Annotated in this window: 21 protein-coding genes and 1 tRNA gene; 13 read left to right on the top strand and 9 right to left on the bottom strand. The window is 64.5% G+C overall.

Going from position 1 to position 24336, the window contains the following annotated elements; all coding sequences use genetic code 11:
* Positions 1-56: 56 nt before the first annotated feature.
* Positions 57-899 carry a hypothetical protein gene (locus tag K5Q19_RS04840; protein WP_292941766.1) on the bottom strand — a complete coding sequence of 281 codons (843 nt, stop codon included), beginning with the start codon at positions 897-899 and terminating at the stop codon, positions 57-59.
* Positions 900-1262: 363 nt separating this feature from the next.
* Between K5Q19_RS04840 and K5Q19_RS04845 the strand changes: the two genes are divergently transcribed.
* The 4 genes from K5Q19_RS04845 to K5Q19_RS04860 all read left to right on the top strand — a co-directional run bounded on the left by K5Q19_RS04845 (position 1263) and on the right by K5Q19_RS04860 (position 5788).
* Positions 1263-2297: an NADP-dependent oxidoreductase gene (locus K5Q19_RS04845; RefSeq protein ID WP_292941768.1), complete on the top strand. Its 1035-nt coding sequence runs from the start codon at positions 1263-1265 to the stop codon at positions 2295-2297.
* Positions 2294-4012, top strand: a complete 1719-nt coding sequence (locus K5Q19_RS04850) for an acyl-CoA dehydrogenase family protein (protein ID WP_292941770.1) — start codon at positions 2294-2296, stop codon at positions 4010-4012. Before K5Q19_RS04845 ends, K5Q19_RS04850 begins: the two co-directional genes overlap by 4 nt.
* Before the next feature lie 39 nt (positions 4013-4051).
* Entirely contained in the window at positions 4052-4783 is a 732-nt protein-coding gene (locus K5Q19_RS04855; RefSeq protein ID WP_292941772.1) for an SDR family oxidoreductase, read from the top strand.
* 195 nt (positions 4784-4978) lie between these two features.
* Positions 4979-5788, top strand: a complete 810-nt coding sequence (locus tag K5Q19_RS04860) for an SDR family NAD(P)-dependent oxidoreductase (protein WP_292941774.1) — start codon at positions 4979-4981, stop codon at positions 5786-5788.
* Positions 5789-5846: 58 nt separating this feature from the next.
* On the opposite strand, the gene K5Q19_RS04865 is transcribed toward K5Q19_RS04860, so the two are convergent.
* Complete coding sequence (locus K5Q19_RS04865) at positions 5847-7502, bottom strand: AMP-binding protein (RefSeq protein ID WP_292941776.1); 1656 nt, start codon at positions 7500-7502, stop codon at positions 5847-5849.
* A gap of 313 nt (positions 7503-7815) precedes the next feature.
* On the opposite strand from K5Q19_RS04865, the gene K5Q19_RS04870 reads away from it, so the two are divergent.
* The gene (locus tag K5Q19_RS04870) at positions 7816-8541 is read left to right on the top strand and encodes a LuxR C-terminal-related transcriptional regulator (RefSeq protein ID WP_292941990.1); all 726 of its coding nucleotides are present in this window, start codon (positions 7816-7818) and stop codon (positions 8539-8541) included.
* 33 nt (positions 8542-8574) lie between these two features.
* Here K5Q19_RS04870 and K5Q19_RS04875 read toward each other — a convergent pair whose 3' ends face one another.
* From K5Q19_RS04875 to K5Q19_RS04885, 3 genes are all read right to left on the bottom strand, one after another.
* Positions 8575-9498: a LysR substrate-binding domain-containing protein gene (locus K5Q19_RS04875; RefSeq protein WP_292941778.1), complete on the bottom strand. Its 924-nt coding sequence runs from the start codon at positions 9496-9498 to the stop codon at positions 8575-8577.
* Between the two features lie 81 nt (positions 9499-9579).
* Complete coding sequence (locus K5Q19_RS04880) at positions 9580-11385, bottom strand: NAD(P)/FAD-dependent oxidoreductase (protein WP_292941780.1); 1806 nt, start codon at positions 11383-11385, stop codon at positions 9580-9582.
* Positions 11386-11435: 50 nt separating this feature from the next.
* Positions 11436-12581 (bottom strand): serine hydrolase domain-containing protein, encoded by a 1146-nt coding sequence (locus tag K5Q19_RS04885; protein ID WP_292941782.1) that lies wholly within the window; start codon positions 12579-12581, stop codon positions 11436-11438.
* Between the two features lie 227 nt (positions 12582-12808).
* Here K5Q19_RS04885 and K5Q19_RS04890 point away from each other — a divergent pair, with 227 nt between their 5' ends.
* Entirely contained in the window at positions 12809-13657 is an 849-nt protein-coding gene (locus tag K5Q19_RS04890; protein ID WP_292941784.1) for an SDR family NAD(P)-dependent oxidoreductase, read from the top strand.
* 121 nt (positions 13658-13778) lie between these two features.
* Positions 13779-14810, top strand: a complete 1032-nt coding sequence (locus K5Q19_RS04895) for an aromatic ring-hydroxylating dioxygenase subunit alpha (protein ID WP_292941786.1) — start codon at positions 13779-13781, stop codon at positions 14808-14810.
* A gap of 159 nt (positions 14811-14969) precedes the next feature.
* Here the strand turns inward: K5Q19_RS04895 and K5Q19_RS04900 are convergent, their stop codons facing one another.
* Genes K5Q19_RS04900 through K5Q19_RS04910 form a run of 3 tightly spaced genes read right to left on the bottom strand, consistent with a single transcriptional unit; the run spans position 14970 to position 17768 of the window.
* Positions 14970-15374 carry a DoxX family protein gene (locus K5Q19_RS04900; protein ID WP_292941788.1) on the bottom strand — a complete coding sequence of 135 codons (405 nt, stop codon included), beginning with the start codon at positions 15372-15374 and terminating at the stop codon, positions 14970-14972.
* Between the two features lie 16 nt (positions 15375-15390).
* Positions 15391-16857, bottom strand: a complete 1467-nt coding sequence (locus K5Q19_RS04905) for a carotenoid oxygenase family protein (RefSeq protein WP_292941790.1) — start codon at positions 16855-16857, stop codon at positions 15391-15393.
* A 56-nt stretch (positions 16858-16913) separates the two neighbouring features.
* Positions 16914-17768: an NAD(P)H-binding protein gene (locus K5Q19_RS04910; protein WP_292941792.1), complete on the bottom strand. Its 855-nt coding sequence runs from the start codon at positions 17766-17768 to the stop codon at positions 16914-16916.
* A gap of 121 nt (positions 17769-17889) precedes the next feature.
* On the opposite strand from K5Q19_RS04910, the gene K5Q19_RS04915 reads away from it, so the two are divergent.
* The gene (locus K5Q19_RS04915; RefSeq protein ID WP_292941794.1) at positions 17890-18831 is read left to right on the top strand and encodes a LysR family transcriptional regulator; all 942 of its coding nucleotides are present in this window, start codon (positions 17890-17892) and stop codon (positions 18829-18831) included.
* A gap of 343 nt (positions 18832-19174) precedes the next feature.
* Here K5Q19_RS04915 and K5Q19_RS04920 read toward each other — a convergent pair.
* Positions 19175-19264 (bottom strand) — tRNA-Ser (locus K5Q19_RS04920).
* A 146-nt stretch (positions 19265-19410) separates the two neighbouring features.
* Here K5Q19_RS04920 and K5Q19_RS04925 point away from each other — a divergent pair.
* Genes K5Q19_RS04925 through K5Q19_RS04945 form a run of 5 tightly spaced genes read left to right on the top strand, consistent with a single transcriptional unit; the run spans position 19411 to position 24312 of the window.
* The gene (locus K5Q19_RS04925) at positions 19411-20469 is read left to right on the top strand and encodes a lytic murein transglycosylase (RefSeq protein ID WP_292941796.1); all 1059 of its coding nucleotides are present in this window, start codon (positions 19411-19413) and stop codon (positions 20467-20469) included.
* On the top strand, positions 20453-21490 hold the full coding sequence (locus tag K5Q19_RS04930; RefSeq protein ID WP_292941798.1) for an SPOR domain-containing protein: 1038 nt from the start codon (positions 20453-20455) through the stop codon (positions 21488-21490). The genes K5Q19_RS04925 and K5Q19_RS04930 overlap by 17 nt, the downstream gene beginning before the upstream one ends.
* A gap of 40 nt (positions 21491-21530) precedes the next feature.
* Entirely contained in the window at positions 21531-22709 is a 1179-nt protein-coding gene (locus K5Q19_RS04935; protein ID WP_292941800.1) for a D-alanyl-D-alanine carboxypeptidase family protein, read from the top strand.
* 8 nt (positions 22710-22717) lie between these two features.
* A complete protein-coding gene (gene tmk / locus K5Q19_RS04940) occupies positions 22718-23359 on the top strand; it encodes a dTMP kinase (RefSeq protein ID WP_292941802.1) in 642 nt (213 codons plus the stop codon).
* Positions 23356-24312 (top strand): DNA polymerase III subunit delta', encoded by a 957-nt coding sequence (locus tag K5Q19_RS04945; RefSeq protein WP_292941992.1) that lies wholly within the window; start codon positions 23356-23358, stop codon positions 24310-24312. Before tmk ends, K5Q19_RS04945 begins: the two co-directional genes overlap by 4 nt.
* The last annotated feature ends 24 nt before the right edge of the window (positions 24313-24336 follow it).

A 24336-nucleotide genomic window follows, 5' to 3' on the forward strand; every position in this document is an offset into this window, starting at 1 on the left:
TGGGGCTTTTTATTCAACCCAACTGGCCCCTTTTTAAACCGGTGCCTGGCCCGTTTTTATCCCGGTGTTGACACGGCCATATTGCGGGCATCGGAAGCACCATCCGGACTGCGCAACCGGGCTGCGATGCCGAGGCGCACGCCAAGCGGCCAACCGGCGGCATGACGGTGCAGTTCTATGGCGAACTGATCGAGATCCTCGCCCTGCATCCCGATTTCTGCAATCTGCCGGACCAGGCGGACGGTTTCCTCTTCACCAAGGCGCAGTTCACGAGCCGTGATCCGCATCATCGGGATGCTGGAAAGAAGGCCGGAATCGGCGAAGGTCCCGTTGGGCCGCAAGCTGACCGCAATGCGCAGGTTAGCTGGTGCGTTTGCGATCAGGTATTCGATGGCCGGTCTAGCTTGCGATGAGGCCTGATCTGCATCGTCCAGGAGGAGGATCGTTTCTCCCGGCATCTGGGCTGTTTCCGCGAGCCAGGCCGTAATCGCCTGCTGCGGATCGGCGCAGCTTGCAACCCACGCGAGGAAGGCAGGCGAGAAAGCGTCTCTGCGGCTCAGCCGTGCGGCAGCATCGGCGAGGCAGGTGACGACTTTCGCGGCATCATCGCGCGCATCGATGGAAAGCCACATGGCCTGGCGACCAGATACAAGTGCCTCCCGGTACCACTGTGCCAACTGGCTGGTCTTTCCGAAGCCATGTGGCGCGCAGATCTCGATCACGTGCATGCCGGCAACCAGCATCCGCTCGAGCGAGAGGTGTCCGCGCACCAGAAAGCTTGGTGGCGAGCGTGGCGGGAGGGTCTTCAGTGACGAAGACTGGTCTGCCAAGCTGCGCATGATTGTTCGTTCCGCCTCTTTCGGTGGCCCTCTCACGCCCGAATCCGCACCCTTGTCCATCATGGCTCCTTACCAAGACGAGGTGGCTTGGGCGAAGTCCACGTCGCAATCAACCTGCACGGCCTCCCCCCTCGACATGGGGGGGAGCACTCCGACGGCTGCGCGCGCATCTCGTCCACCGGATTTGCAAGATGGCGATCCGGGAGAGGAGCAGGCGCACCCCGCAAGCTGGGGGCGCCGTGCTGTGCGAATTGGAGGCGTTGCGATGGTCCCTGAAATCCATTCCGCCGGGGTCGGGATAACGCCCTTTCGCCGACCTGTGCGCCAAACGCTATGGAGCAGCCCCGCGAAATCAGACCGGAGCGCACGCTACCGGTCTGCCGTCGGCCACAAGATCTGAAACCCCGTTGAGGACAATTTCCCATGACGCTCTCTCCCGACACGCCCAACCGCCAGTGGATTCTCAACCGCCGCCCGCAAGGCGATGTCCGGCCCGACGATTTCGATCTGGTCGTAGGTACCTTGCCGGAACTCACGGATGGTGACGTGCTCGTGCGCACGCTGTTCTTCGGATACGATGCCAGCCAGCGTATCTGGTTGACCGACGATGGCGGCTACATGGATCCCATCATGCCCGGCGAACCGATGCGTTGCGGGGGGATCGGCCAAGTAGTTGCCTCGCAAAATCCGGCCTACCAGCCCGGCCAGATCGTCGAAGGGTTCATGGCCTGGCAGGACTATGCCGTGATGCGCGCCGACGGGCCGATGCCGCTGCGCCATCTGCCAGACGCCCCCTATCCCTTGTCCTGGAATCTCGGCGTTTTCGGGGTCGGCGGGCTCACCGCTTATTTTGGCGTGACCGACGGGCTGAAAGTCAAGGCAGGCGATACAGTGGTGATCTCGGCGGCGACAGGGGCGACGGGCTCATTGGCCTGCCAGATCGCCAAACTGCTGGGAGCCCGGGTCATCGGGATCGCTGGTGGCCCCGACAAGTGTCGCTGGATCGTAGAACATGCCGGATGCGACGCAGCGATTGATTACCAAAACGAAGATGTCGGCGCACGTTTGGCCGAGCTCGTCCCGGGCGGTGTGGATGCCTATTTCGACAACGTCGGCGGCGACATGCTCGATACGCTGTTCCTGCACATGGCACCCAAGGGCCGAATCCTGATCTGCGGCGCGATGTCTCAGGGCTACACCGACGTAAAGGTGCAGGGCCCCACCAACTACATGCGCATCTGCACGCACCAGCTCACCGTGCAGGGCATTCTCCTGTTCTTCTATGCGGATGAGATACCGGCTGCTGCCATGCAGCTGGGGCAATGGGTGCAGGAAGGCCGCATCCACGTCGAAGAGAACCGCCACGAGGGCTTCGAGAAGGCTCCCGAACTCTTGCCGACGATGTTTACCGGCAAGGCTCCGGGCAAGCTCGTGTTGCACGTCGCCGATCCTGCATGAGCCGGGCTTCCGTTCCCCGGATCGGCACAGCTCCGCTCGCTGCACAGATCGATCTGCTGGCGGGGCTGGTTCGTCTACGTGAGCTGGTGCCTTCGTTTGCCGAGGCGAGTGCGGAAACGGTCGACGCCGTTCTGGAAGCCGCCGCAGCGCAAGCGGCGGACAGGCTGGAGGCGCTGAACGCGACCAGTGAGTGCGCGCCCCCGAGGGTTGTGGACGGCGAGGTCGTAACAAGCGCGCTTTACCGTCAGGTCTGGCAGGACTTTGCGCAGGGCGGGTGGATGACGCTGGATATGCCCAGCGAGCACGGCGGCCAAGGCCTGCCGCTGGTCGTCGCCGTGGCCGCGCAGGAAGTGTTCGATCGCCATTGCTGCGCTTTCGGCATGCTGCCCGTGCCGATCCGATCAGCGGCCCGGCTGATCGATGCGTGGGCCAGCGACGCCATCAAGGCCGAATGGCTGCCGAAGCTGATGTCCGGCGAATGGGGGGCGACGATCTGCATTTCCGAAGTGGGTGCAGGCTCGGACGCGGGCCGTATGCGAACATTGGCAAAGCCTCAGGATGATGGGACCTGGTCGATCACCGGCGAGAAGCAGTGGATCTCGTTCGGCGATCACGATCTGACGGGGCGTATCGGGCACTGCCTGCTTGCCCGCACCGAAGGGTCGCGCGGACTTTCGCTGTTTCTTGTGCCCGATCGGATCGACGGCGAGCGCAATGGTGTGTTCGTGCGCAATCTCGAACACAAGCTTGGCCTGCACCTTTCGCCAACCTGCGCGATGGGCTTTGAAGGCGCCCGGGGCTGGATGCTCGGCGAGGAAGGCCGCGGTCTGGCGCAGATGTTCGTGATGATCGCCAACATGCGCATGGCCGTGGGCGGCATGGGTCTTGGCATGGCGAGCGGCGCCGCCGACGTCGCTTTGTCCTATGCCCGAGAACGCCTGCAGGGCGGCAGGGGGCCAAACCCCGTGCCGATCATCGAACATGCCGACGTCCAGCGCATGGTGCTGGGTGCGCAGGCCGAAGTCGAAGCAGGCCGTGCGGTCATCTACGCCGCAGCGGTCGAAGCCGATCTTGCCCGGGTGGAGAGCGACCCCGCGCGGCGCGCTGAAAGTGCAGCCATTGCGCAGTGGCTGCTTCCGATCGTGAAGACCCTGGGCGGAGAGCTGGCGTTCAACACGGCCAGCACGGCCATTCAGGTGCTGGGCGGGGCTGGCTACACGGTCGATTGGCCCACCGAACAGATCTTGCGAGATGCGCGGGTCCTGACCATCTTCGAGGGTACTTCCGGCATGCAGGCGCTGGACCTCCTTCATCGCCGCTTGTGGAAGGATCGGCGGGCCGGACTCGACGCATTTCTGCGTCAGGGGGAAGCAGACGCTGCGGCGCTGGCTGCGGCCGGACAGGACCATCTGGCTGCCGAAGCCCGCACGGTGTTCAGCCTGCTAGACGAGACGGCGGCGCATCTGATGGCGCTGGAGGATCAGCCCCGCGAGGCGGAGGCTGGTGCATCAGCCTTGCTCGACCTCAGTATTTGCGCCGCACAGGCTTGGGGCGCGGCGCGGATCGCGGCGGCGGGCGGCGCAGGGCCCGTCCTGGACCGCCTCCGCGCATTGGGCGGATTTCTGCTCGGCGACCTTGCGGGCAGGGCGAAGCTCCATGCGGGCCGGGCGCGGCGCGGAGCAGACCATCTTGCGGCCATTTCGGCGCTGGGCTGAGCCGGAGACGACATTCAATTTCGACAGGGAGCATGTTTGATGCTGAAGGACAAAGTGATCCTCGTGACAGGTGGCGCGATGGGGCTGGGGGAGGCCATCGTGCAAAGGCTGGCGCAGGCTGGCGCGCGCGTCGCGATCGTCGATGCCAATGGAGAGGCGGCGGCCAGAACCACTGCAAGTGTCCCGGGCAGCCGGTCCTATGTGGCCGATGTCGCTCAGAGCGCGGATATGGAGCGGGTTTGCGAGGCTGTCGTGGCCGACTTTGGCGGGCTTGATGGCGCCGTGAACAACGCAGGCGTTGGGGGGCAATTCAGTCCGATTACCGCGTGCACGACCGAGAACTGGGACCGCACGATCAGCATCAACCTGACCGGCGTGTTCAACAGCCTGAAAGCGCAATTGCCGCACCTCATCGCCCGCGGCGGCGGCGCCATCGTCAACATGGCCTCGGTCGCCGGGGTGGCTGCCGAGGAAGCGCTGCCAGCCTACATCGCGTCCAAGCACGGGGTGATCGGGCTGACCAAATCCTGCGCGCTCGACTATGGCGCGCATGGCATCCGCTGCAACGCCGTCTGCCCGAGTTTCGTGAAGACGCCCATGACCCTGGCCGGCATTCCCGATCCGGCGATCTGGGACCAGATCGCCGCCAGCCATCCGTTGCGCCGCCTGGTGACGGCAGAGGAAGTGGCTGAGACGGTCGTGTTCCTGCTCGGCACCGGGGGTATCACCGGCGCGACCTACATGGTCGATGGCGGCATTACCGCGCGTTGAATGTGCGGGTGAATGTCATCATGTCTAAGGACAAGCAGCTGAGGGCGGCAAGACTATCCGGGATAAGGTTTGCGCAACGAAAGCGCACTGACATCAGGAGACTGTCCATGATGCCATGCGACGCCTTCTGCGGCGGGACTGCCATTATCACCTTCGCTGGAAGCGGAATCGCCAAGTAGCCGCAGGAGAAACAGCATGACCATCGAACTCACCACGCAGCGCTTTGCAGGCAAGGTTGCCCTCGTGACCGGAGCCGCATCCGGGATCGGGGCGGCGACGGCGAGGCGCCTGTTCGCCGAGGGAGCGCAGCTGGTTCTCGTCGATCTCGATCCGGTCGGTCTTGATACAGTGCGCGAGGAAACCAAGGCGGAAGTGATCGTGGGTGACGCTGCCGAAGGGGCGACGCTGGAACAGGCAGTTGCCCTTGCAAAGAGCGCGTATGGACGGCTCGACGTGCTGGTGACGGCGGCCGGTTTCGAAACCGTCGGCGGCGCAGAGCACGTTGATTTCGACGCCTGGCGCAAGGTGCTCTCGATCAATCTGGATGGAGCCTTGCTGGCAGCGCGTGCGGCGCTTCCGCTGATGCGCGAGTCCGGCGGCGGCGGGGCGATTGTGCTGCTCTCGTCGATCGGCGGGCTTGTCGGCTCGGCCCAGAACGCGGCCTACGCCACCGCCAAGGCCGGCCTGCTGGGTTTGAACCGCTCGATCGCGATCGACAACGGCCCCCACGGCATCCGCTGCAACGCGATCGCGCCGGGCCTGTGCCATTCGAAACTCACCGAACGCATGTTTGGGGCCTTTGCCGGGATAACCGGCCTGTCATCCGAAGAAGTTCAGTCGCGGCTGACGAAGCCACTGCCGCTGGGCCGGATCGCGCAGCCGGAAGAGATTGCCGGGATCATCGCCTTTCTGGCCTCCCATGAGGCCTCCTTCATCACCGGCGCGGTGCTCGCGGCAGATGGCGGGGCGACGGCGGTCGAAGTCAGTCTGGCCAACATCTTCTGAGCAACATGGACCGTGGGTGCAGGCGCAGGATGCTGAACGCAGCGCCCTGCACGGAGCCTCAATCCCGCAATTCGCGACGCAGGATCTTGCCGGCCGGATTCTTCGGTAAGTCGTCCATCAACACGACCTCGGACGGCAGCTTGTAGGCTGCCATCCGGGCACGGCACCAGGCAATGAGCGCGTCCGGTTCAAGCGCTTCCCCAGCCTTGAGACTGACGACAGCACGCACCGTTTCTCCGCGATAGGGATCAGGCACGCCGACGATGGCGGCTTCGCGAATGGCGGGGTGCGTATAGAGCGCATCTTCGACTTCGCGCGGCCAGATCTTGAAGCCCGACGCGTTGATCATGTCCTTCTTGCGATCGACGACATAGACCCATCCCTCGCTATCCATGAACCCGACATCGCCGGTCCGGAAGCCATCGGCTTTCATCGCCTCTGCGGTGGCTTCCGGCTTGTTCCAGTAGCCGGGTGAAACGCTGCGTCCGGTGAGGACGATCTCACCGATCTCGCCAGGCGCCAGCGCGCGGCCATCGTCGTCCGCTATCCATGCGCCTGCATCGTAGACCGGCACGCCGACGGAGAGTGCACCGCTTGCGGGATCGACCGGTGCTGCCACGCCGTGGGGTACCGTGGTCACACCCGCCGCGGTTTCCGTCAGACCGTAGCCGTTGTGGAGGGTGTGCCCGCTGTGAACGCGGAACGCTTCCAGCACTGCAGGCGGCGTCGCGGCGCCGCCCGAAACCATCGCTTTGAACGATGCATAATGGTCCGGAGTCGAGCCGGGGCTGTTCATCAGCGCCATGTAGGCGGTGATGGCGCCGACGACGAAACCGGGCCGGTGTTCGAGCAGAGCATCGAGCACCACGTCCGGGCGGAAGCGATAGGTGAGGATCAGCGGTTCGGCCAGCTGCCAGGAAAGTCCGATCCCGCCGATCAGTCCCGTGATGTGGAACAGCGGCGCCATGCCGAAAACCGGTCCATCCCCATGCGCAAGCGAGAACCAGTGCCGGACCGTTTCGGCGTTCCAGGCCGCATTGTCATGCGTGATGATCGCGCCCTTGGGCTCGCCGGTCGTGCCCGAGGTATAGACGATGAAGGCCGGAGCCTGCGGCGCGGGGCTGGCGCTGCTTGGCGCGGCCGGTGTGCCCTGAGCGAGAAAGTCGAACATGTCGGCCGCTGCATGGGCCGTGGCCGATTTCGGCAGGACCCGCTCGTCACACCGGGCCTGCAACCGCAAGGCGGACGTGGTCAGCACTGCGGGGCTATAGCCGGGGATCACCGCAATCGCGGCTGCAAGATGCTCGGCCAGGTCGTCCTGCGAAAGAAGGACTGCCGGGCGGCAGTCGGGGAGGATGCGGCCAAGCTCATGGGCGCGGTTCAAGGGGCTGAGGGGCACTGCGATGCCGCCGCATTTCCAGGCAGCCAGAATGCCAATGAGAAACTGCGGAATGTTCTGCATGTAGAGCCCGAGACGGTCCCCGGCCGTAAAGCCCAGAGCTGCCAGACGGTGGGCGAGCGCATCGCTCAAGTGGTCGAGCTCTGCGTAGGACAGCGCGCCGTCAAAGTAGAGTACCGCCGGTTTCGACGGGGCAAGGCGGGCTGCGCTGCGGAACAGGTCCAGCATCGAGCGCTCGGGCGTTTCTGCCGAGGCACAGGGTTGGCCGGTGTAGAGAGTGCGCCAGTGGGCATGCCCGGCGGAATTGTCGCTCATCGCTTGTGTATCCCCAGCATCGATCAACGGCAGCAGATCTGCCAAATCCGCCGCGTGTCTAGCCCAATGCATCCCTTCAACCGTGTCGTCAGTTCAAACGACACGCCAAATGGAACCGGGGCGTTAGGATCGTGCGATACATTGCTGCTGGGTTTTCCGCCCCATTCCGCACGGCACTATACCCCCCATTGCTGGGGGGTGATCTCACCGTATCAGCAGCTACCCTCCCATTCCGAGCCTAGTATCGTTGTTGCGAGATGGGCATGCATGACGGCAAAAATGCCGGACAGGACAGGGGAGAGCGATCTTGGCAGTGCGATCTGCGCTCTACGAGCAACTGGTTGATGCCACCGGCACAGGTGCATTTGGTGATATCCTCCTCGATGCTGCTGACGAGGCAGGCGGTGCCGCCGAGATCTTCGCTTACTGGTTCGACGAAGGCGAAAAGCCGTTCATGATTGCCTCGTCGGGCCGGGCCGGCTCATCCAAGGAGCGCGCGGCAGCCTATGCTGCCAATTTCTTCGAGATGGACCCGGCCTTGTCGATGGCACGCGGGAAGTCGAGCGGCCTGCGCTCGGCGCGCTTTGCGGCCACGGAAGTCAAGCATTCCGGGTATCGGCACAAGTGCTTCGAGCATCCGGGTCTGACCGAGAAGATATGCTGCGCCTGGTCGCGCGAGGGCCGCGCCTACGCGATCAATTTCTATCGCCGCAGGGATTCGTCGAACATGACGTTCGAGGGGCTGACATCGCTCGCCGAGATGACGCTTCCTCTGCTGCGCAAGCATGTCCAGTTGCTGGGCGACGAAAGCCACCTGCCGCTGCCTGTCAGGGTCGAGAAGCGCCTAGGCCGCGCGTTCCCGCTGCTCAGTCAGCGCGAGCGGCAAGTCTGTGCCAGAACACTGGTCGGCATGACGTCCGAGGCTATCTCGCTTGATCTAAGCATCAGTACGACGACCGTGCTGACCTACCGCAGGCGCGCCTATGAGAGGTACAGCTTGTCCTGCTCGCAGGAAATGATGGGGCGGATCATTTGCTGATGCAGGCGCAGGTCACGGCGCTCCCGTGTCCGGTCAGGCCGTCTCCCGGGGCCTTGTGAGACACTGCCGGATGGCGGTCCTGAGCCACTCGTGCTCCAGCGACCCTTCCGTCTGCGCCGGCCAGAACATGACCGTGTCGAACTCGGTCATCTCGTCTTCGATTTCCAGCATGGTCAGCGGTAGTACCGCGATCAGTCGCTCCACCAAGGCCGCATTGCAGCGGGAGACTGTCGGGGGGCGCAGCGTTGCCAGCACCGAGGTGAACTGGTCGCTAGCGATGATGGACGTGGAGTGATCGAGCGAGGTCAGTCCGGTGGGATGGAACTCGGCTTCGCGCAACTGGATGTGGGCGGTGTCGTAGAAATAGGAAATGCTGGGGTACTGGAAGATGTCCGCAGTCGTCGCAGAAGCGCGCGAGGCCAGCGGATGCTGGTTTGCCACGGCGACGACGATACGGTCCTTGAACAGAAACTCGTGGCTGAGTTCGGGCCAGTGCCCGAAATTGGCGCAGACCGCCAGATCGACATTGCCCTCGCGCATCTCCCTATCAAGGTCGAACTGGACTTCGGTGAAGACAACCCTGATCCCCGGCGCATGTTCGGCAAGGAAGGGCATGAGGGCCTGACTGATGATATAGGCCAGATAGTCCGGTGCCGCGATGTAGAAGACCCTTGTCGCGCTGGCCGGATCGAATATCTCCGGCTCGAACAGCAATTCGATCTGCGCACAGACTTCCTCAAGCTTGCCGCGCATCCGCTCCGCACGCGGGGTGAGGCGCATGGTACGCCCCACCCTGACCAGAATGGGATCGGCCATCAGATCGCGCAACCGCGCCAGCGCGCCACTCATGGCCGGTTGTGACAGGCCCACCTTGTCTGCCGCGCGCACGACGCTTTCCTCCTGCAAAAGTGCTTGCAAGATCGGAATGAGGTTCAGGTTCTTGGATCTGATGGCCATTTCGCGTCATATCCGCAAAACCGATGAATGGCCTTGAACCTATCGCCCCAGAAGATGGCCGGCAACCGTTAAAGGTTGCTGCTATTGCTGGAACTCGAGCCCCGCAAAGTCGCCGGACCATTTCCATCCGGCCATCATCGCGAAGAACCCGCGCGGACCTTCGGGAACGCCGGACAGCAAGGCAATGCGCGGGTCGGTGCCGCCTTCGAAGGTCAGCAATCCGGGCGTGCAGTCGCGCGTGTCGGGCATCGGCGGCGTGGCGGCAATCTGCTGGCTCCAGGCCAGTTCGTCGGCTTCCTCCACTTCGACGCGGGACAGGCCCTGCTGGCGCATGTGGTCCACGATCAGCGCGATCGTCTCGCCGGCATCCTGCCAGCCGGTCGGCACATTGGCGGCAAAGTCAGCCCCCTGGGCGAGCTGGACCGTGAACATGTTGGGGAAGCCGCGTGTGTGCAGGCCATGGAGACTGCGCACGCCTTGTGCCCAGCGCGAGCGCAGATCGACACCGCCTACGCCGAGCACCTCGAACTTGAGCGCCCGAAGCGGGTCCTTGGCAAACTCGAATCCCGAGGCATAGATGATGCAGTCGACCGGATACTCGGTTCCGTTGGCGATAACCGCGGTCTCGGTAATGGCCTCGACGCCCTTGCCATCGGTATCGACCAGCCGGGTACCGGGCCGGTTGTAGGCGTGGAGATAGTCATCGTTGAAGGTTGGTCGCTTGCAGAGAGGCCGGTACCACGGCAACAGCTTTTCGGCCGTGTCGGGATCGGACACCATCCCGCGAATGTACTCGTGCACTTCCGACACGATTTCGACGGAGGCTTTGTCCAGCGCGGCCTTGACCGTCACGGGATTGCGGATCTCGGCTGGCACCGAGAGGATCACCGACCGCAAGCGTGCAGCGAACTTCGCGAAATCGTCGTCCAGCGGGTCGAGCGACGGTTCGAGAGAGAAGGGCTGGCCCCACAGTCCGGTCCAGTCGCGCACATAGGCGTCGTTGTAGCGCTTCTGCCAACCGGGGGTCGCGATAGACCGGAACCAGGCCTCATCGACCGGTCCGTTGCCGCGCGGCGAGACAGCCGATGGGGTGCGCTGGAACACATAGAGCTCTTTGGCGGTCTCCGATACCGGGCCGATGCACTGGATCGCCGTCGCGCCGGTACCGATCACGGCAACGCGCTTGTCGGTCAGCCTGTCCAGCCGCGGGTCGGCCGGGCTTCCGCCGGTGTACGCATAATCCCAGCGGGCCGCGTGGAACGCCTTGCCCTTGAAGGTTTCGATCCCGGGGATGCCGGGCAGCTTGGGTGTTGAGAAGAACCCGAGGCCGAGGCTCAGATAGGTCGACGTGAAGGAATCGCCCCGATCTGTGGTGATCCGCCACAAGCGTGCCGCCTCATCCCATTCGGCGCGCTCGACCGAGGTGTGGAACAGCGCCTTGTCATAGAGCCCGAAGTGACGGCCGATGCGCTGGCAGTGCTCGAGGATTTCCGGCTGAAAGGCGTATTTCATGCTGGGCATGTGGCCGGTTTCTTCGAGCAGCGGCAGATAGAGGGCCGCAGGGCTGTCGCACATCACGCCGGGGTAACGGTTCCAATACCAGACGCCGCCGAAATCGCCGGCGCGGTCGATGATGCGCACATCGTGAATGCCGCGCTTTGCCAGCTCTGCGCCGGTCAGCAGGCCCGCCCATCCCCCGCCGACGAAGGTGAACGTGACGTGGTCGGCAACGGGGGGGCGCTCCTGCCGCACCGTCCACGGATCGCGGTCCATGTCCTCGGTCAGGCGAAGGTATTGCCCGAAGCCTTCGGGACGAAGCCGCTTCTCGCGCTCCTCGGCAAAGCGGCGCAGCACTGCATCGGCGTCAAGATGGATCGTGTCGTTCATGGCTCGTCTCTTTCGGGATCTTTGAGGCAATCGGTATCAGGCGGCCGGGATCAGGCGGCGTGCAGGGCTGACTGGGCTGCTTCAAAGGCAGAGTAGTAGGCGATGGAGTTTGCGTTGCCGATCATGGCGCCATCTTCCATGCGGTTCATGGCATAGGCGAAGGTGGTGCGGCGCTCGGTATCGTTGATGACCAGCGCGCCGCCTGCGCCGGACCAGAAGCCGATCTTGCGCTTCGGGATGAAGGGGACATGCCCCGCTTCGCCAAGCCCATATCCCAGGCCAAAGGCAATCGGCTGACCGATGACGAGGTCGATGCCGTTCTGCTCCTCGGTCAGGGCCCGGGCGATGGTTTCAGGCTTCAGGAAGACTTGCCCGTCGACCGTGCCGTTGTGCGAGAGGATGGACTGGACGCGGGCGATTGCGCGCGCGTTGCCGTGCCCGTTTGCGCCGCCCACTTCGGCGCAGCGCCACGCGAGCGAGTTGACGATGTGCGCCATGGGGATGGGCGACATGAAGGCGCGCAGGGCGATTGATCCTTCGGGCGGCATCGGCGGCGGCGCACTGGGGATGATATCGGCAACGCGGTTATGGTGCCGGGGCAGGAGCCCGATATGGAAATCGGCACTCAGCGGCCCCGCCAGTTCGTCGCGGAAGAAGGCGGACAGCGATTTTCCGGTCACCGCGCGGACGATCCCGCCGATCAGATGGCCATAGCTCAGGAGATGGTAGCCGGATGCCGTGCCCGGCTCCCACCAGGGAGCTTGCGCGGCAAGACGTTCGGTCGAGGCCGGTGTGTTGCAGATATCGAGCATGTCGATCGGCCCATCCCAACCCGGAAGCCCAGAGGCATGGGAAAGGATGTGGCGAACGAGCACGCCCTCCTTGCCGCCAGCGGCAAAGGCCGGCCAGTACCGGGCGACGGGGGCATCCGGGTCGATCTGGCCGCGATCGATCAGCAGCAAGGCGCACAGAGCCGACATCGTCTTGGTGATCGACCAGCAGTTCACGATCGTATCGGCCTGCCATGCTGCCGTGCCCTCGGGATTGGCGCGCCCGCCCCAGAGATCGACCACGGTCTGCCCGTCCTCGATCACGCACAGTGAGCCGCCGAAGTCTTCGCCACTGGCGATCCGCTCGGCGAAGAGCTCGCGCACGCTGGCATAGCGCGGATCACACGCTCCATGGATGGAGGTCACGTCCGGCATCATTGTCCAATCTCCCTGCATTCGAAGGCTGAGCGGTCGTGTCCGCACAGCCGGACGATACCACCGGCTTATCGCGGCATCGTCTTCACTCGATCAAGGCAAATGGCATGCAGGGCCGAACAGGGATGTCATCAGAGATAAGGACATTTCAAGGCAGGTAGCCCGACTAGTGCTTGAGGCACTTAGAAAATGACACGCAGCACTCCGGGAGAAATCGCATGACACCCACCCAGGCCTTTGTCGGCGGCGCCGCCGTAATCACCGGGGCGGGGAGCGGTATTGGTGAAGCACTCGCCATGCGTACGGGCGCTCTCGGGATGCCCGTGGTCGTGGCAGAACTCTCGCCCGATCGCGGAGAGCGGGTCGCCGGTGCCATTCGTGCCAAGGGCGGACAAGCGCTCTTCGTGCAAACCGACGTGTCAGACCCGGCTTCCGTGCGCGCGCTCGCCGATGCAGCGTTTGAGGCTTACGGGCACGTGCGCTTGCTGGTGAACTGTGCCGGGCTCACGGTGATGGGTTCGATCTGCGATACCCCGGACGAGGTATGGGACCGCGTGATCAACGTGAACCTGCGCGGGGTGATCAACGGGGTGCGCGCCTTCGTTCCGCGCATGGCGGCCCGGCCCGAGGGTGGCTATGTCAGCAACGTTGCCTCGCTCGCTGCGTTCTCCATGGCCCCCAACAACGGGCCTTACTTCGCCACCAAGCACGCGGTTCTCTCGCTCAGCGAGTGCCTTTACCTGGAAATGGAAGAGTACCATTGGCCGATCAAGGTCTCGGTGGTGGTCCCCGGCATCGTGGAAAGCCGCATCTTCGCCGATATCGCCGTGGCGAATGAAGCCGAAGAGGCGCACCGCCAGATGTTGCAAGGCGCGATGAAGAGCGTCGGAATGCCGGCGGACGAAGCTGCGCGCAGAATCCTCGACAAGATTGCTGCCGATGAGTTCGTCATTTCGACGCATCCGCGCTTCTCCCGCATTCTTGCCACCGAGCGCAGTGAATATCTGCGTGACCTTGCCAAACCCCGTACATCCAGCACCGACTTCATGAGCGGGCCGGGCGATTAGGTCAGGGTTTCCTGTTCAAGTTCAGAGATCTCCAGGGTTTCAGGGATGAGATCCGTCTGTAGGCCGAAGCCTACGCCCGAGACGCAATGAGTTATGCGCTAATCAGGGAAGGATTGACCGAATGAGCTATATATCAAAGATCTGGTATGTCGCAGCTTGGTCAAGCGAGGTCACCCCGGAAAAGCCCGTGGCGCGCAACGTCATTGGGGAGCCCATCGTGCTGTGGCGCAACGCCGAAGGCGCAATTCAGGCGATGGAGGACCGCTGCCCGCATCGTTTTGCTCCGCTCTCGCTCGGCCGGGTGGAAGGCGACCAGATCCGCTGCATGTACCATGGCCTGCGCTTTGATGGCTCTGGCAAATGCACGCATGTTCCGCCATCCGACCAGGACTATCCCGCACTGAACGTCCGCGTTCTCCCGACGTGCGAGAAGGATGGTTGGATATGGGTCTGGCCGGGTGACCCGGCGCTGGCCGACCCGGGCCTTGCACCCGATGCCTGGGGCGACGGAGCCGAGGACTTCGCACTGCAATGCGGATCGCTTGATTACAACGCCGATTATCAGCTGATCAATGACAATCTCAGCGATCTTTCCCATGTCGACTACGTGCACGAGACCACACTTGGTGCGGCGACGGGCAACGCCTGGTCCAAGACGTTTCCAACGGTCCGCACCTTGCCGGACGGGATACTTGTCGAACGCTGGCTTCCACCAGTGCAAATCGACCAAGTGGGGGGACTGCAGTTCGAAAATTTCAACAGCTACCGCTATCTGCTTCCGGGCATCTTTCTGATGCGTTCTGAGGGGTACATGCCAGGAACCGCGGAGCAGTGCGGAAATGGCCGTCCCACCCAGCCCCCCCTTTGGGTGCGTGTCGAGCAGCAGGCGATTACGCCTATTGGACCTGGACGGAGCCGGTATCATTTTGCGACCGGGGTACCGCGCGCGCACGCCGAGCAGGCGGAAAGTGATGCGTTCTTCAGAGTGGCACAGGCCGCCTTCGAAGAGGATCGCACCATGATCGAGGGGCAGCAACGCATCCTGGATCAGACCGCGGCAGATCGCGACTACGGCTTCATCCCCCAGGACAAGGGGCCGGCGATCATCAGGCGATTGATTTCTGCTCGGTTACGCAAAGAGGCCGGTGAATAGGCCGCTGCTTCCTTTGAACCACCGATCGCAGTGCCGAATTTTCCAGAAGAGCTTTCTGTTGGCCAAAGATGACCAATCCTAGTCACCTTCCAGACTCGGTGGTGGGTCTTGGAAATCGGACCAAAGCCCACCTTGTCGCTGCCGCCTCCGCGCGCGCTGTCAGAGGTTACGGCGGCCGCGATAGACCAGAACGGCGAGCAGCAGCAGCGCGAGGTTGATCGGCAGGATGCCGAATTCGCCGCGATAGAGGTGGAAGGGGATTGCCAGAACCTGGATGGTCGCAAGGCCTGCAGCGGCCAGCACGGTAAGGCGGGGCTTGATCCCGGTCAGCATCGGCAGGATCAGACCCAGGGTTCCGGCGAGCTCTGCGGCACCGATGAACCGCGCCAGAAGCGGCGCTGAGCCCGGCCAACCCATCATCTGCGTCAGCGCCTCGATCGGCTGTGTCAGCTTCATGAAGCCGGCAAGGCCATAGACCCCGGCCAGCGCGAGTTGCGCGCCCCACAGCGAAATGTTGGCGCGGGTGCTCGTGCGCGCACTGGCGGTAGTCGTCGTGGTAGTCATGCTGTCCTCCCAGGGTTCATTTTGCAGTGGCCAGCTTCTCGGCGCTCACCCAGCAGCCATGGATCTGCGGGCGCTGGCGGCGCGGTAGGATGACCTTGGCAACTGGGCCTGCCGCCAGATCGCCGGCGTTGAAGATCAGGCAGGCATGCTCCGACGAATCCGGCGAAAGCTCGAAATCGGCCACGGCCAGCAACCAGCCCTCATGCCCCGGCTCGCGCGATGGCACATGCACAGGTTCGTTGAAGCCTCCATTGGGAGGCAGCGTGAAGGCCTGCGGCGGCTTGCCGGTGAAATCGATCCGGAGCAGCGTATCGAAGAGGGCATTCCCTACGCCGCCGACCACCGGCGGGACCGCGCGCTGCGGATTGAAGGTCAGCATCCAGGCGTGATCATAGGCATAGCCCTGTTGCGCCGCCGGAATGACCGGGAAATCGCCCGGAGGCCCCGCTACTGTGGTCTGCACTTCAGCAGCGCCTTCCCACCGCACTGTCCAGCGCTCGACCCGATGACCCACTTCGCGGTCGTGCATGAAGATGCCCGAAGCCTCGCGGATGAAGTAGAAGAGGGCCGAGTTGCCGATGCACTGATCCATGTGAAGGTTGCCGTCAGCGTCCTCGAACGCGCCGAACATGTGGAACGAATAGACCCCCTTGGGGCCCTTGAACCACTTCATCTCGCTCACATCGCCATAGCGCGGCATCACGCCCAGCCAGCTGTGCTCCTCCTGGTCGTGAATCCAGTGATCGCCGCCCGCTTTGAGCCGCGCCAGATCGGTCTTGGTCGGGTAGACCGGGAACAGCGCGTAGTTCTCGGTCACGGTGAAATCGTGCATCATCGCGGCATAAGGCGCCTCGAACATCTGCTCGCGCACGAGATTGCCCGCCTTGTCGGCATAACCATACGAAACCGCCCGCGTGGCCAGCCCCTGCGCTTCATAACCGAAGAAGAACATTTCGCCCGTCTTCCCGTCGATCCGGGTATGGGCCGTGAAGGTCTGGGATTTCAACCTGCCGCCAAAATCGAACCGGCCCACCGTTGCCAGCGTTTCGGGATCGACCTGATAGGCGAGGCTGTCTTCCTTGGTCATCAGCAGGCGACCGCCATGGAACACCGGCGTGGTGTTCACTGTCGCACGGTCATACCCCGCCACTTCGGGCTGGTCGGTATAGGGATTGCGGTACTTGCCGAACAGCGCCCGGCCCGCAGCCTTTTCCGCGAGGTGACGCGGTGTATCGACATAGCGGATCGCTGCGCTCACTTTGCCGCTGCGAAACCGGATCGCCGCGACCATGCCGTCGGGCGACAAGGCAATGGCCGGGTCCTCGATGAACGGCGCAAATGTGGGGTTGGGCACCGCGCGGAAGAACGTGCCTTCCACCTCGGCGGGAATAGTGCCCTCGACGACGAGATCATCGAGGTCGTATTCTTCGGTCAGTGGTCGATTCAAGCCGGTGAAATGCGGCGTCTGCGGAAATGCGGACATCGGTATCTCCAATTGTCTTTCCCTGCACGCGGGCAGGCGCTGGTTCAGGGATCGCTTCAGGCGGCGAAGGCAGTGGTGACAACCGTGCGCCATGATGCGGTGGGCCTGCCCAGCACTTGGCTCAGAGTGCGGCTGTCATCGAACAGCGCGCCGCCTGCTACCGCTGCGCTGCTGTTGGCGATCATCGCTGCAACCGGCGGCGGCAGCCCCGCGCCTTGCAGCGCCCCGGCATGGGCAGCTTCGTCCAGCGGCATGTAGTGAACCGGCTTGCCTGCCGCTGCAGCCAGCGCAGCGGCAAACTCCGCCTCGGTGAAGGCTTCGTCGCCAGCCAGTTCCAGCACGCTGCCCGCTGCCGGCGGATTGCTCAGGAGCCGTGCGGCGGCTTCGGCATAATCATCGCGGGTTGCCGCCGAAATGCGGCCTTCGCCGCCGCTGCCGATCATTGCGCCGTGCTGCAGCGCCGGGCCTGCGCCGGCGAGGTAGTTTTCGAGGTACCAGCCATTGCGAAGGATCGCATGGGGCAGACCCGATTGCGCAATCAGCGCTTCGGTTGCCCGGTGCTCGCCAGCAAGGCCGATCGTGCTGCCATCTGCGTGCAGCAGGCTGGTGTAGATCAGAAACCCGACGCCTGCCGTAGCCGCTGCGGAAATCACATTGCCGTGCTGCGCCACGCGCTGGCCGATCTCGCTCGAAGAAATCAGCAGCAGCCGTGTCACGCCCTGCAGCGCGGCGGAAAGCTGCGCAGGCTCGTCGTAGGCTGCCTGCCGGATGATAACCCCTGCAGGCAGCAAGCTCGCTGCCTTGGCGGGATCTCGCACAATCGCCACGATCTGTTCGGGCGGAACGTTCTCGACTAGCCGAGCGATCACCTGCTGCCCCAACTGCCCCGTCGCACCTGTCACTGCAAACATCGACATCTCTCCCGATTGACCGCAGCAACCCGGACTGCGCTCTTCAGGTTGACATAGAGCCGCTTGGACATGACAAGAATTGATATAATTTCGATCAATAATATCGATTATGGAGATGGTTTTGCTGACCCAACTTACGCTCGATCAGCTGCGCATTCTCGCCAGCATTGTCGATGAAGGGTCCTTTTCGGCAGCCGGCCGCCGGCTTGGCCGGGTGCAATCCGCCATCAGCCACGCGGTCCGCAATCTCGAGGAGGCAAACGGCGTTACCCTGTTTGACCGTTCCAGTCGCCGTCCTGAACTGACCGCAGAGGGCCGCGTGCTGGTCGAGCAGGCACGGCGCGTGCTTGCCCAGGTCGATACCTATGAACGCATGGCTGGCGCGATGGCGGCCGGGCTCGAGCCGCAGCTGACCATCGCCATCGATCCCTTCGTGCCCACGCCTGCGGTGATCGATCTCCTGGCCGGATTGAGGCAAGCCTTCCCGGATATTGCGGTCACGCTCTACACCGAGGGGATCGGCGCTGCGGAACGGCGCATCGTGTCAGGTTCAGCCATCATCGGCATCTGTGCCCTGAACCCTTTCGCGCCAGTAACGGTACAAGCGTTCCGGATTGGCTCTATCGACATGGTGCCGGTCGCGGCGAAAGGGCATCCCTTAGCCGGCAAAGCGGCGCCGCTCGAGCCGGAGGATCTCGCCGAGCATGTGCAACTCGTCCTGACCGATCCGCTGGAATCGACCGGTCCGAACTTCAACGTGGTAAGCCCCACTGTATGGCGCTTCGTCGATATCGGACGGCGTCTCGACTTTCTGCTGGGCGGGTTCGGATGGGGCTTCATGCCTCACTATCTGGTCCGCGAACACATCGCCGCGGGACGTCTGTTCAAGCTTGCCTTGAGCGATGCGAACGTCCTGCTCGGCGCCATCGATGTGTCCGTCATCCATGATCGCAGCCGCACCCCGGGGCGCGCCGCGCAGTGGCTTCTGACGAAAATGAGGGAACCGGACTGGCATGAGACATTCGCCTACAGCCTACCCAAAAGCGCCGATGCGAAACTCTGACATTCAGTTCATCAGAACACCTAGCCGGGACCAAACCAAGCAAGCCTCTGTTTCTCCAGACCATTCGCACATACCCAATCGAGCACCGCAACAACCCTCTGGCGAACACGCCTCGCGGTCGCGGGCGTTGCTAAGGCAGACCCTTCCCGTAGAAGGTCCGACCAAGTCACATCAAGTTTGTGCACGTGATTGCATTGAACGCTCCCACGGAGCTTGGCTTTCCAGACCCACACACAGGCGAGTCCGGATGGAACACATGAGGAGTTATGCAGAGGAGCAAGATGCGAGAAAGCTGGATTTCTGAGGCCGTCTGGACATTCTCGGTTCTGTACGGAAGCATTATTGGCGGACAGGGTGGGATTCGAACCCACGGTGAGCTTCCACCCACGGCGGTTTTCAAGACCGCTGCCTTAAACCACTCGGCCACCTGTCCGCAGCGCCAGCGCGCGTGAGAGCCGATAGCGGGCCAATGATGGCTCGCAAAGTGGTTTTGCGCGCGTAGTGCTCGCGGTGCTTCCCACGCGTTTCATCGATTGAGGGATTCCCAGCGCCGCCGCGCTGTGCGACTGTCGCGCTGCGATGAAGGTTCCCCACTGTTTCCGTGCGCCCAAGACGCTTGGCCTCATCCGGGCAGCGCTTGCTGCGCTGGTGCTCTCGCTTCTGGCCGGGCCTGCCGGAGCGCAGGGCGATGAAGCGGCGGCAGGCTTTCAGGGCTACCTCCAGTACCTCGCCGCCAAGGCGCGGGCCGAGGGTGTGCGCGAGGAGACGATCGCCTCGGTGATGGCCGGCCTTACCGAGAACCCCAGGGTTATCGCGCTGGACCGTGCGCAGCCCGGCACATCCTCCTCGATCCCGGCCTTTGCCGGGTATCGCCGCGCACATGTCGATGCCGCGCGGATATCCGGAGGGCGGCGCCAGTATCTCGCCTCGGCCGAGACTCTCGCGGGGATCGAGCAGCGCTATGGCGTCCCGGCCAAGATCGTGCTGGCGATCTGGGGGCATGAAACCAACTACGGCTCCTACACCGGCGATTTCGATCTGGCGCGCTCGCTGGCGACGCTCGCCTATGAAGGACGGCGGCGGGCGCTGTTCGCCGAGGAATTCATCGCGCTACTCAAGATGGTCGATCGCGGGGTGCCTCGCGCCAAGCTGGTCGGCAGCTGGGCCGGTGCTTTCGGCAACCCGCAGTTCCTGCCATCGGTCTATCTGCGCGTCGCCCGTGACGGCGATGGTGACGGGTTTGCCGATATCTGGGCGAGCAAACCCGATACGCTGGCCTCGATCGCCAACTACTTCCGTGACGCCGGATGGCGGACAGGGGAGCCGTGGGGCGTGGCGGCGGACGTGACCTTGCCGCTCGATCGCCCGGCGCTCGGCACGGCACTGGCCAGCCCGCGCTGCCCGCAGGTCTTTGCGCGGCATTCGCGGTGGAAGACTGTGGGCGAATGGAAGGCGCTTGGCGTCATGCCGCGAGCCCCCACTCTGGCGGATGATACGCTCGCGAGCCTGCTGGAACCTGATGGTCCCGGCCAGACAGCCTATCTGCTAACCGGAAATTATAGGGTCATCCTCGATTACAACTGCTCGAATCTCTACGCCCTCTCGGTGGGACTTCTGGCTGATGAAATTGCCCGTTAACAGGAACAGTGGCGTGCTTGCGCTGGCCATGGTGCTCGCGCTGGGCGCAGGCTTTACCAGCAGCGCTGCGGCGCGTGAGCGCAAAGCGGCGGCGCCCGATGTCATGGGGCCGGCGGGCGACTATCCGGTAACGCTCGGCGATCCCTTCGTAATCGATGGCGTGACCTACACGCCGTCGGATGCGTTGAATTATGATGCCGTGGGCAAGGCTGTGCCGATGGGGGCAGACGAAGCTGCAGCGGCGCGGATCAATGGCGCGCACCGGACGCTGCCGGTCCCCAGCTATGTTGAAGTAACCTCGCTGGCGAGCGGGCGGACGATCCTCGTGCGGATCGACCGCCGCGGACCGATGAGCGGCGATGGCCTGCTGGCGCTGTCACCAATGGCATGGGCGCAGCTGGGCCTGCCCGGCGATGCCTCGGCGCCGGTGCGGGTGCGGCGGGTCAATCCGCCCGAGCCCGAGCGGGCGCTTCTGCGCTCAGGACAGGCGGTACCGCCCCGCATGGATACCCCGCAGGGCCTGCTCGCCGCGCTGCGGCGCAAGCTGGGCCTCGAGCCGCCGGTGGGCGAACTGCCGGTGACGATCCACCCCGCGCAAGTAGCCGGGTCTGGCACGCCAAACCCGGCGGCGCCGACCAAGCCTGTGGCGCCGAGCAAGCCTGCGGCGCCGGTCAAGCCCGTGGTCCAAGCCCCCGCAACCCCGGAAAAGCCTGCCCCGAAGCCGGTGCCCAAGCCTGCTTCCAAGCCAGAGGCAGTTGTTGCTGCTCCCAAGCCGGCCGCGCCGGTAGAGGCGCCGAAGCGCCCGGCTGTGGCCGCGGGCAGGTTCTTCGTGCAGATCGGCGCGTTCTCGCAGCGCGCCAATGCCGAGGCCGCCGCACGCAAGGCGGGCGGATCGCTGGTGCAAGCCGGATCGCTCTGGCGCGTGCGCAGCGGGCCGTTTTCCGCCGTGGATGAGGCGGAGCGCGGACTGGCGAAGGCGCGCGCTGCGGGCTATGCGGGTGCCCGGATCGTGCGCGACTAGTCCCGTCCGCTGCGGTCCTGCAGAAGCTGAGGACCCGCACTTGCAATCGAGGACCCTGACCGCAGTTCTGATCGCCGCGCTCGCTGCCTTGCCGGTGCGCGCAGCGGCCCCGGTGGTGGAACCGGCACCGCAGGCTGCGCTCGCCATGCCTCAGATTTCCGCGCCGATTGCCCTGCTGATCGACGTCAATGGCGGGCGCGTGCTGTTCGAGCGCCAGTCGCACCGACGCTTCGTGCCAGCTTCGCTCACCAAGATCATGACCAGCTATGTCGCCTTCGAGCTGATCAAGGCGGGCAAGCTTAAGCTCGATCAGCGCTTCACGATGAGCCACGAGGCCTTCAGGCAGTGGCACCGGGTGGGTAGCACGATGTTCCTCGCCGATGGCAGTGAAACCTCGGTTGCCGAACTGCTGGAGGGCATTGTCACGGTTTCGGCCAATGACGGCTGCGTGGTTCTCGCGGAAGGTGCGGCCGGCAGTGTCGGCGCGTGGACCGAGATGATGAATGCCGAGGCCAGGAAGCTGGGGCTGAAGGACACGCACTACAACACCGCCAATGGCTGGATGGACGAGGGAGAGACCTATGTCTCCGCAGCCGATCTGGCGAAGCTGAGCACGGCGCTGATCACGCGCCACCCCGATCTCTACGCCCGGTTCTATGGGCACGAGCGGATGTCGTTCCGCGGGATCGAGCAACCCAACCATAACCCGCTTTACGGCCATGTCGAAGGCGCGGACGGGGTCAAGACGGGCTTTACCAACGAGGCGGGTTATGGCCTCGTCGGCTCGGCGATCCGGAATGGGCGGCGGCTGATGATGGTCGTCGGCGGCTACGACAACGGCAAGGTGCGCGCGAGGGAATCGCGCGATTTCATCGAATGGGGCTTTGCCGCGTTCGAGGAGCATCCGCTCTTCGCGCAAGGGGCCAGGATCGGCATGGCGAAAGTGCAGGGCGGCGAGGCTCGCAGTGTCGGCCTGATGGCGCCGCACCCGCTCGCGCTGACATTGCCGCGCGGGGCACAGGCCCGGTATGCGCTCAGCTTGCGCTACAAGGGGCCGCTGCGAGCGCCGATCGCGAAAGGCGACGAAGTCGCCAGCCTCGTCGTGCGGGTACCGGGCGATGGGGAGACCCGGTTGCCGCTGGTGGCGGCGGAGGCGGTGCCCGAAGCCGGTGCACTGGCGCGGCTGCGTAATGGCCTGCTGGCGATGCTGGGGCAATGAGCGGCCATATGCCGGGAAAGTTCGTCGTCTTCGAAGGCGGGGAGGGGGTCGGCAAGTCGACCCAGAGCCGGCTGCTCGCCGAAGCCATGCGCGCGCGCGGGCTTGAAGTCGTCACCACACGCGAGCCGGGCGGAACCCCGGGTGCCGAGGCGATCCGCGCGATGCTGCTCGACAAGGACGGGCTGGCCAAGGATGGCCTTGGCTGGGGCGCGCGCGCCGAAGCGCTGCTCTTCGCGGCCGCCCGTGCAGACCATGTCGAAAGGCTGATCCGCCCGGCTCTGGCGCGCGGTGCCTGGGTGGTGTGCGACCGGTACCTCGACAGCAGCCGCGCCTATCAGGGCGGCGGCAGCGGGCTGGAAGACGCGGACATTCTGACGCTGCACCGGATCGGCAGCGCAGGGCTCCTGCCCGACTGCACGGTGCTGCTGACGCTCGATCCTGCTGAAGCGGCGAGGCGCGTGGAAAAGCGCGATGCCGGTGCGCTCGATCGGATCGGCGGGCGGGCCGCGGACTATCATGCACGGGTCGCCGCCGCTTTCCGGCGCTTTGCCGAGGCGGAGCCCGAGCGGTTTGCGGTGATCGCGGCGAATGGCGCGCCAGAGGCCGTGCATGTGCGTGTGCTGGCGGCGGTGGACAGCCTGTGCGCCTGATCGGTCACGACGAGGCCTGGGCCGTCTGGCGCGCGGCTCAGGCCGGGCAGCGCATGCATCATGGCTGGATTCTTGCGGGCCGAGAAGGGCTGGGGAAAGCCAGCTTTGCCCGGGCGGCAGCTGCGGAGCTCGTCGCCGAACCGGGCGTGCCACAGCCCGCGCCGGAGATGCACCCCGACATTCACGTACTTGAACCGCTGCCGAGCAACGATGACGAGGCCAGGAAGCGTGACGATGGCAAGGCTTACACTCGCAAGCGCAACATCAGCGTGGACCAGATCCGCGGCGTGCAGCGGCGCCTCGTCACCCGGCCCACGCTGGGCACGCGGCGAGCGGTCATCATCGATGCGGCGGACGATCTCGAGAAGGGGGCGGTCAACGCGCTGCTCAAAAGCCTGGAGGAGCCGCCTGTTGGCACCTTCTTCCTGCTGGTGACGCACCAGATCGGGCGGCTTCTGCCCACTGTCCGATCGCGCTGCACGGTGCTGCGGTTTCAACCGCTGGAGCCGGACGATATGGCGCGGGCGCTGACTCAGGCCGCACCGGAACTGGGCGGCGCGGCGCTGGAGGCGGCCATTTCAGCCGGAAGCGGCGCACCGGGGGCGGCGCTGGCCTTTGCCGAGATGGAACTGGGCGCGGCGTGGAAGATCATGACCCGGCTCGCGACCGAAGGCGATCCCGATCTTGCGCTGCGGGGAGAGCTTTCGGCCGCGCTTGGCCAGCGCCCGGATCGCGAGCGCTTGCTGGCCGCGATCGAGGCAGCCCGGCGCGTACTCGTGGCCGCCTTGGCGCGCTGCGACGATGCGGCGCGGCTGCGGATTGTCGAGGCGCATGCCGCGCTGGCAACGCTGGCCGCGCAGGCGCCCACTTACAACTTCGAGCCTGCACTGCTGCTTCTGGAAATCGGCGGCTTGCTGGCATCGGTGGCGCGCACTAGGGAGAACGCGGCCTGACGGATTCCGACCCCGCCGGCCTTC

It is taken from the genome of Novosphingobium sp., assembly GCF_019748365.1.
Lineage (GTDB): Bacteria > Pseudomonadota > Alphaproteobacteria > Sphingomonadales > Sphingomonadaceae > Novosphingobium.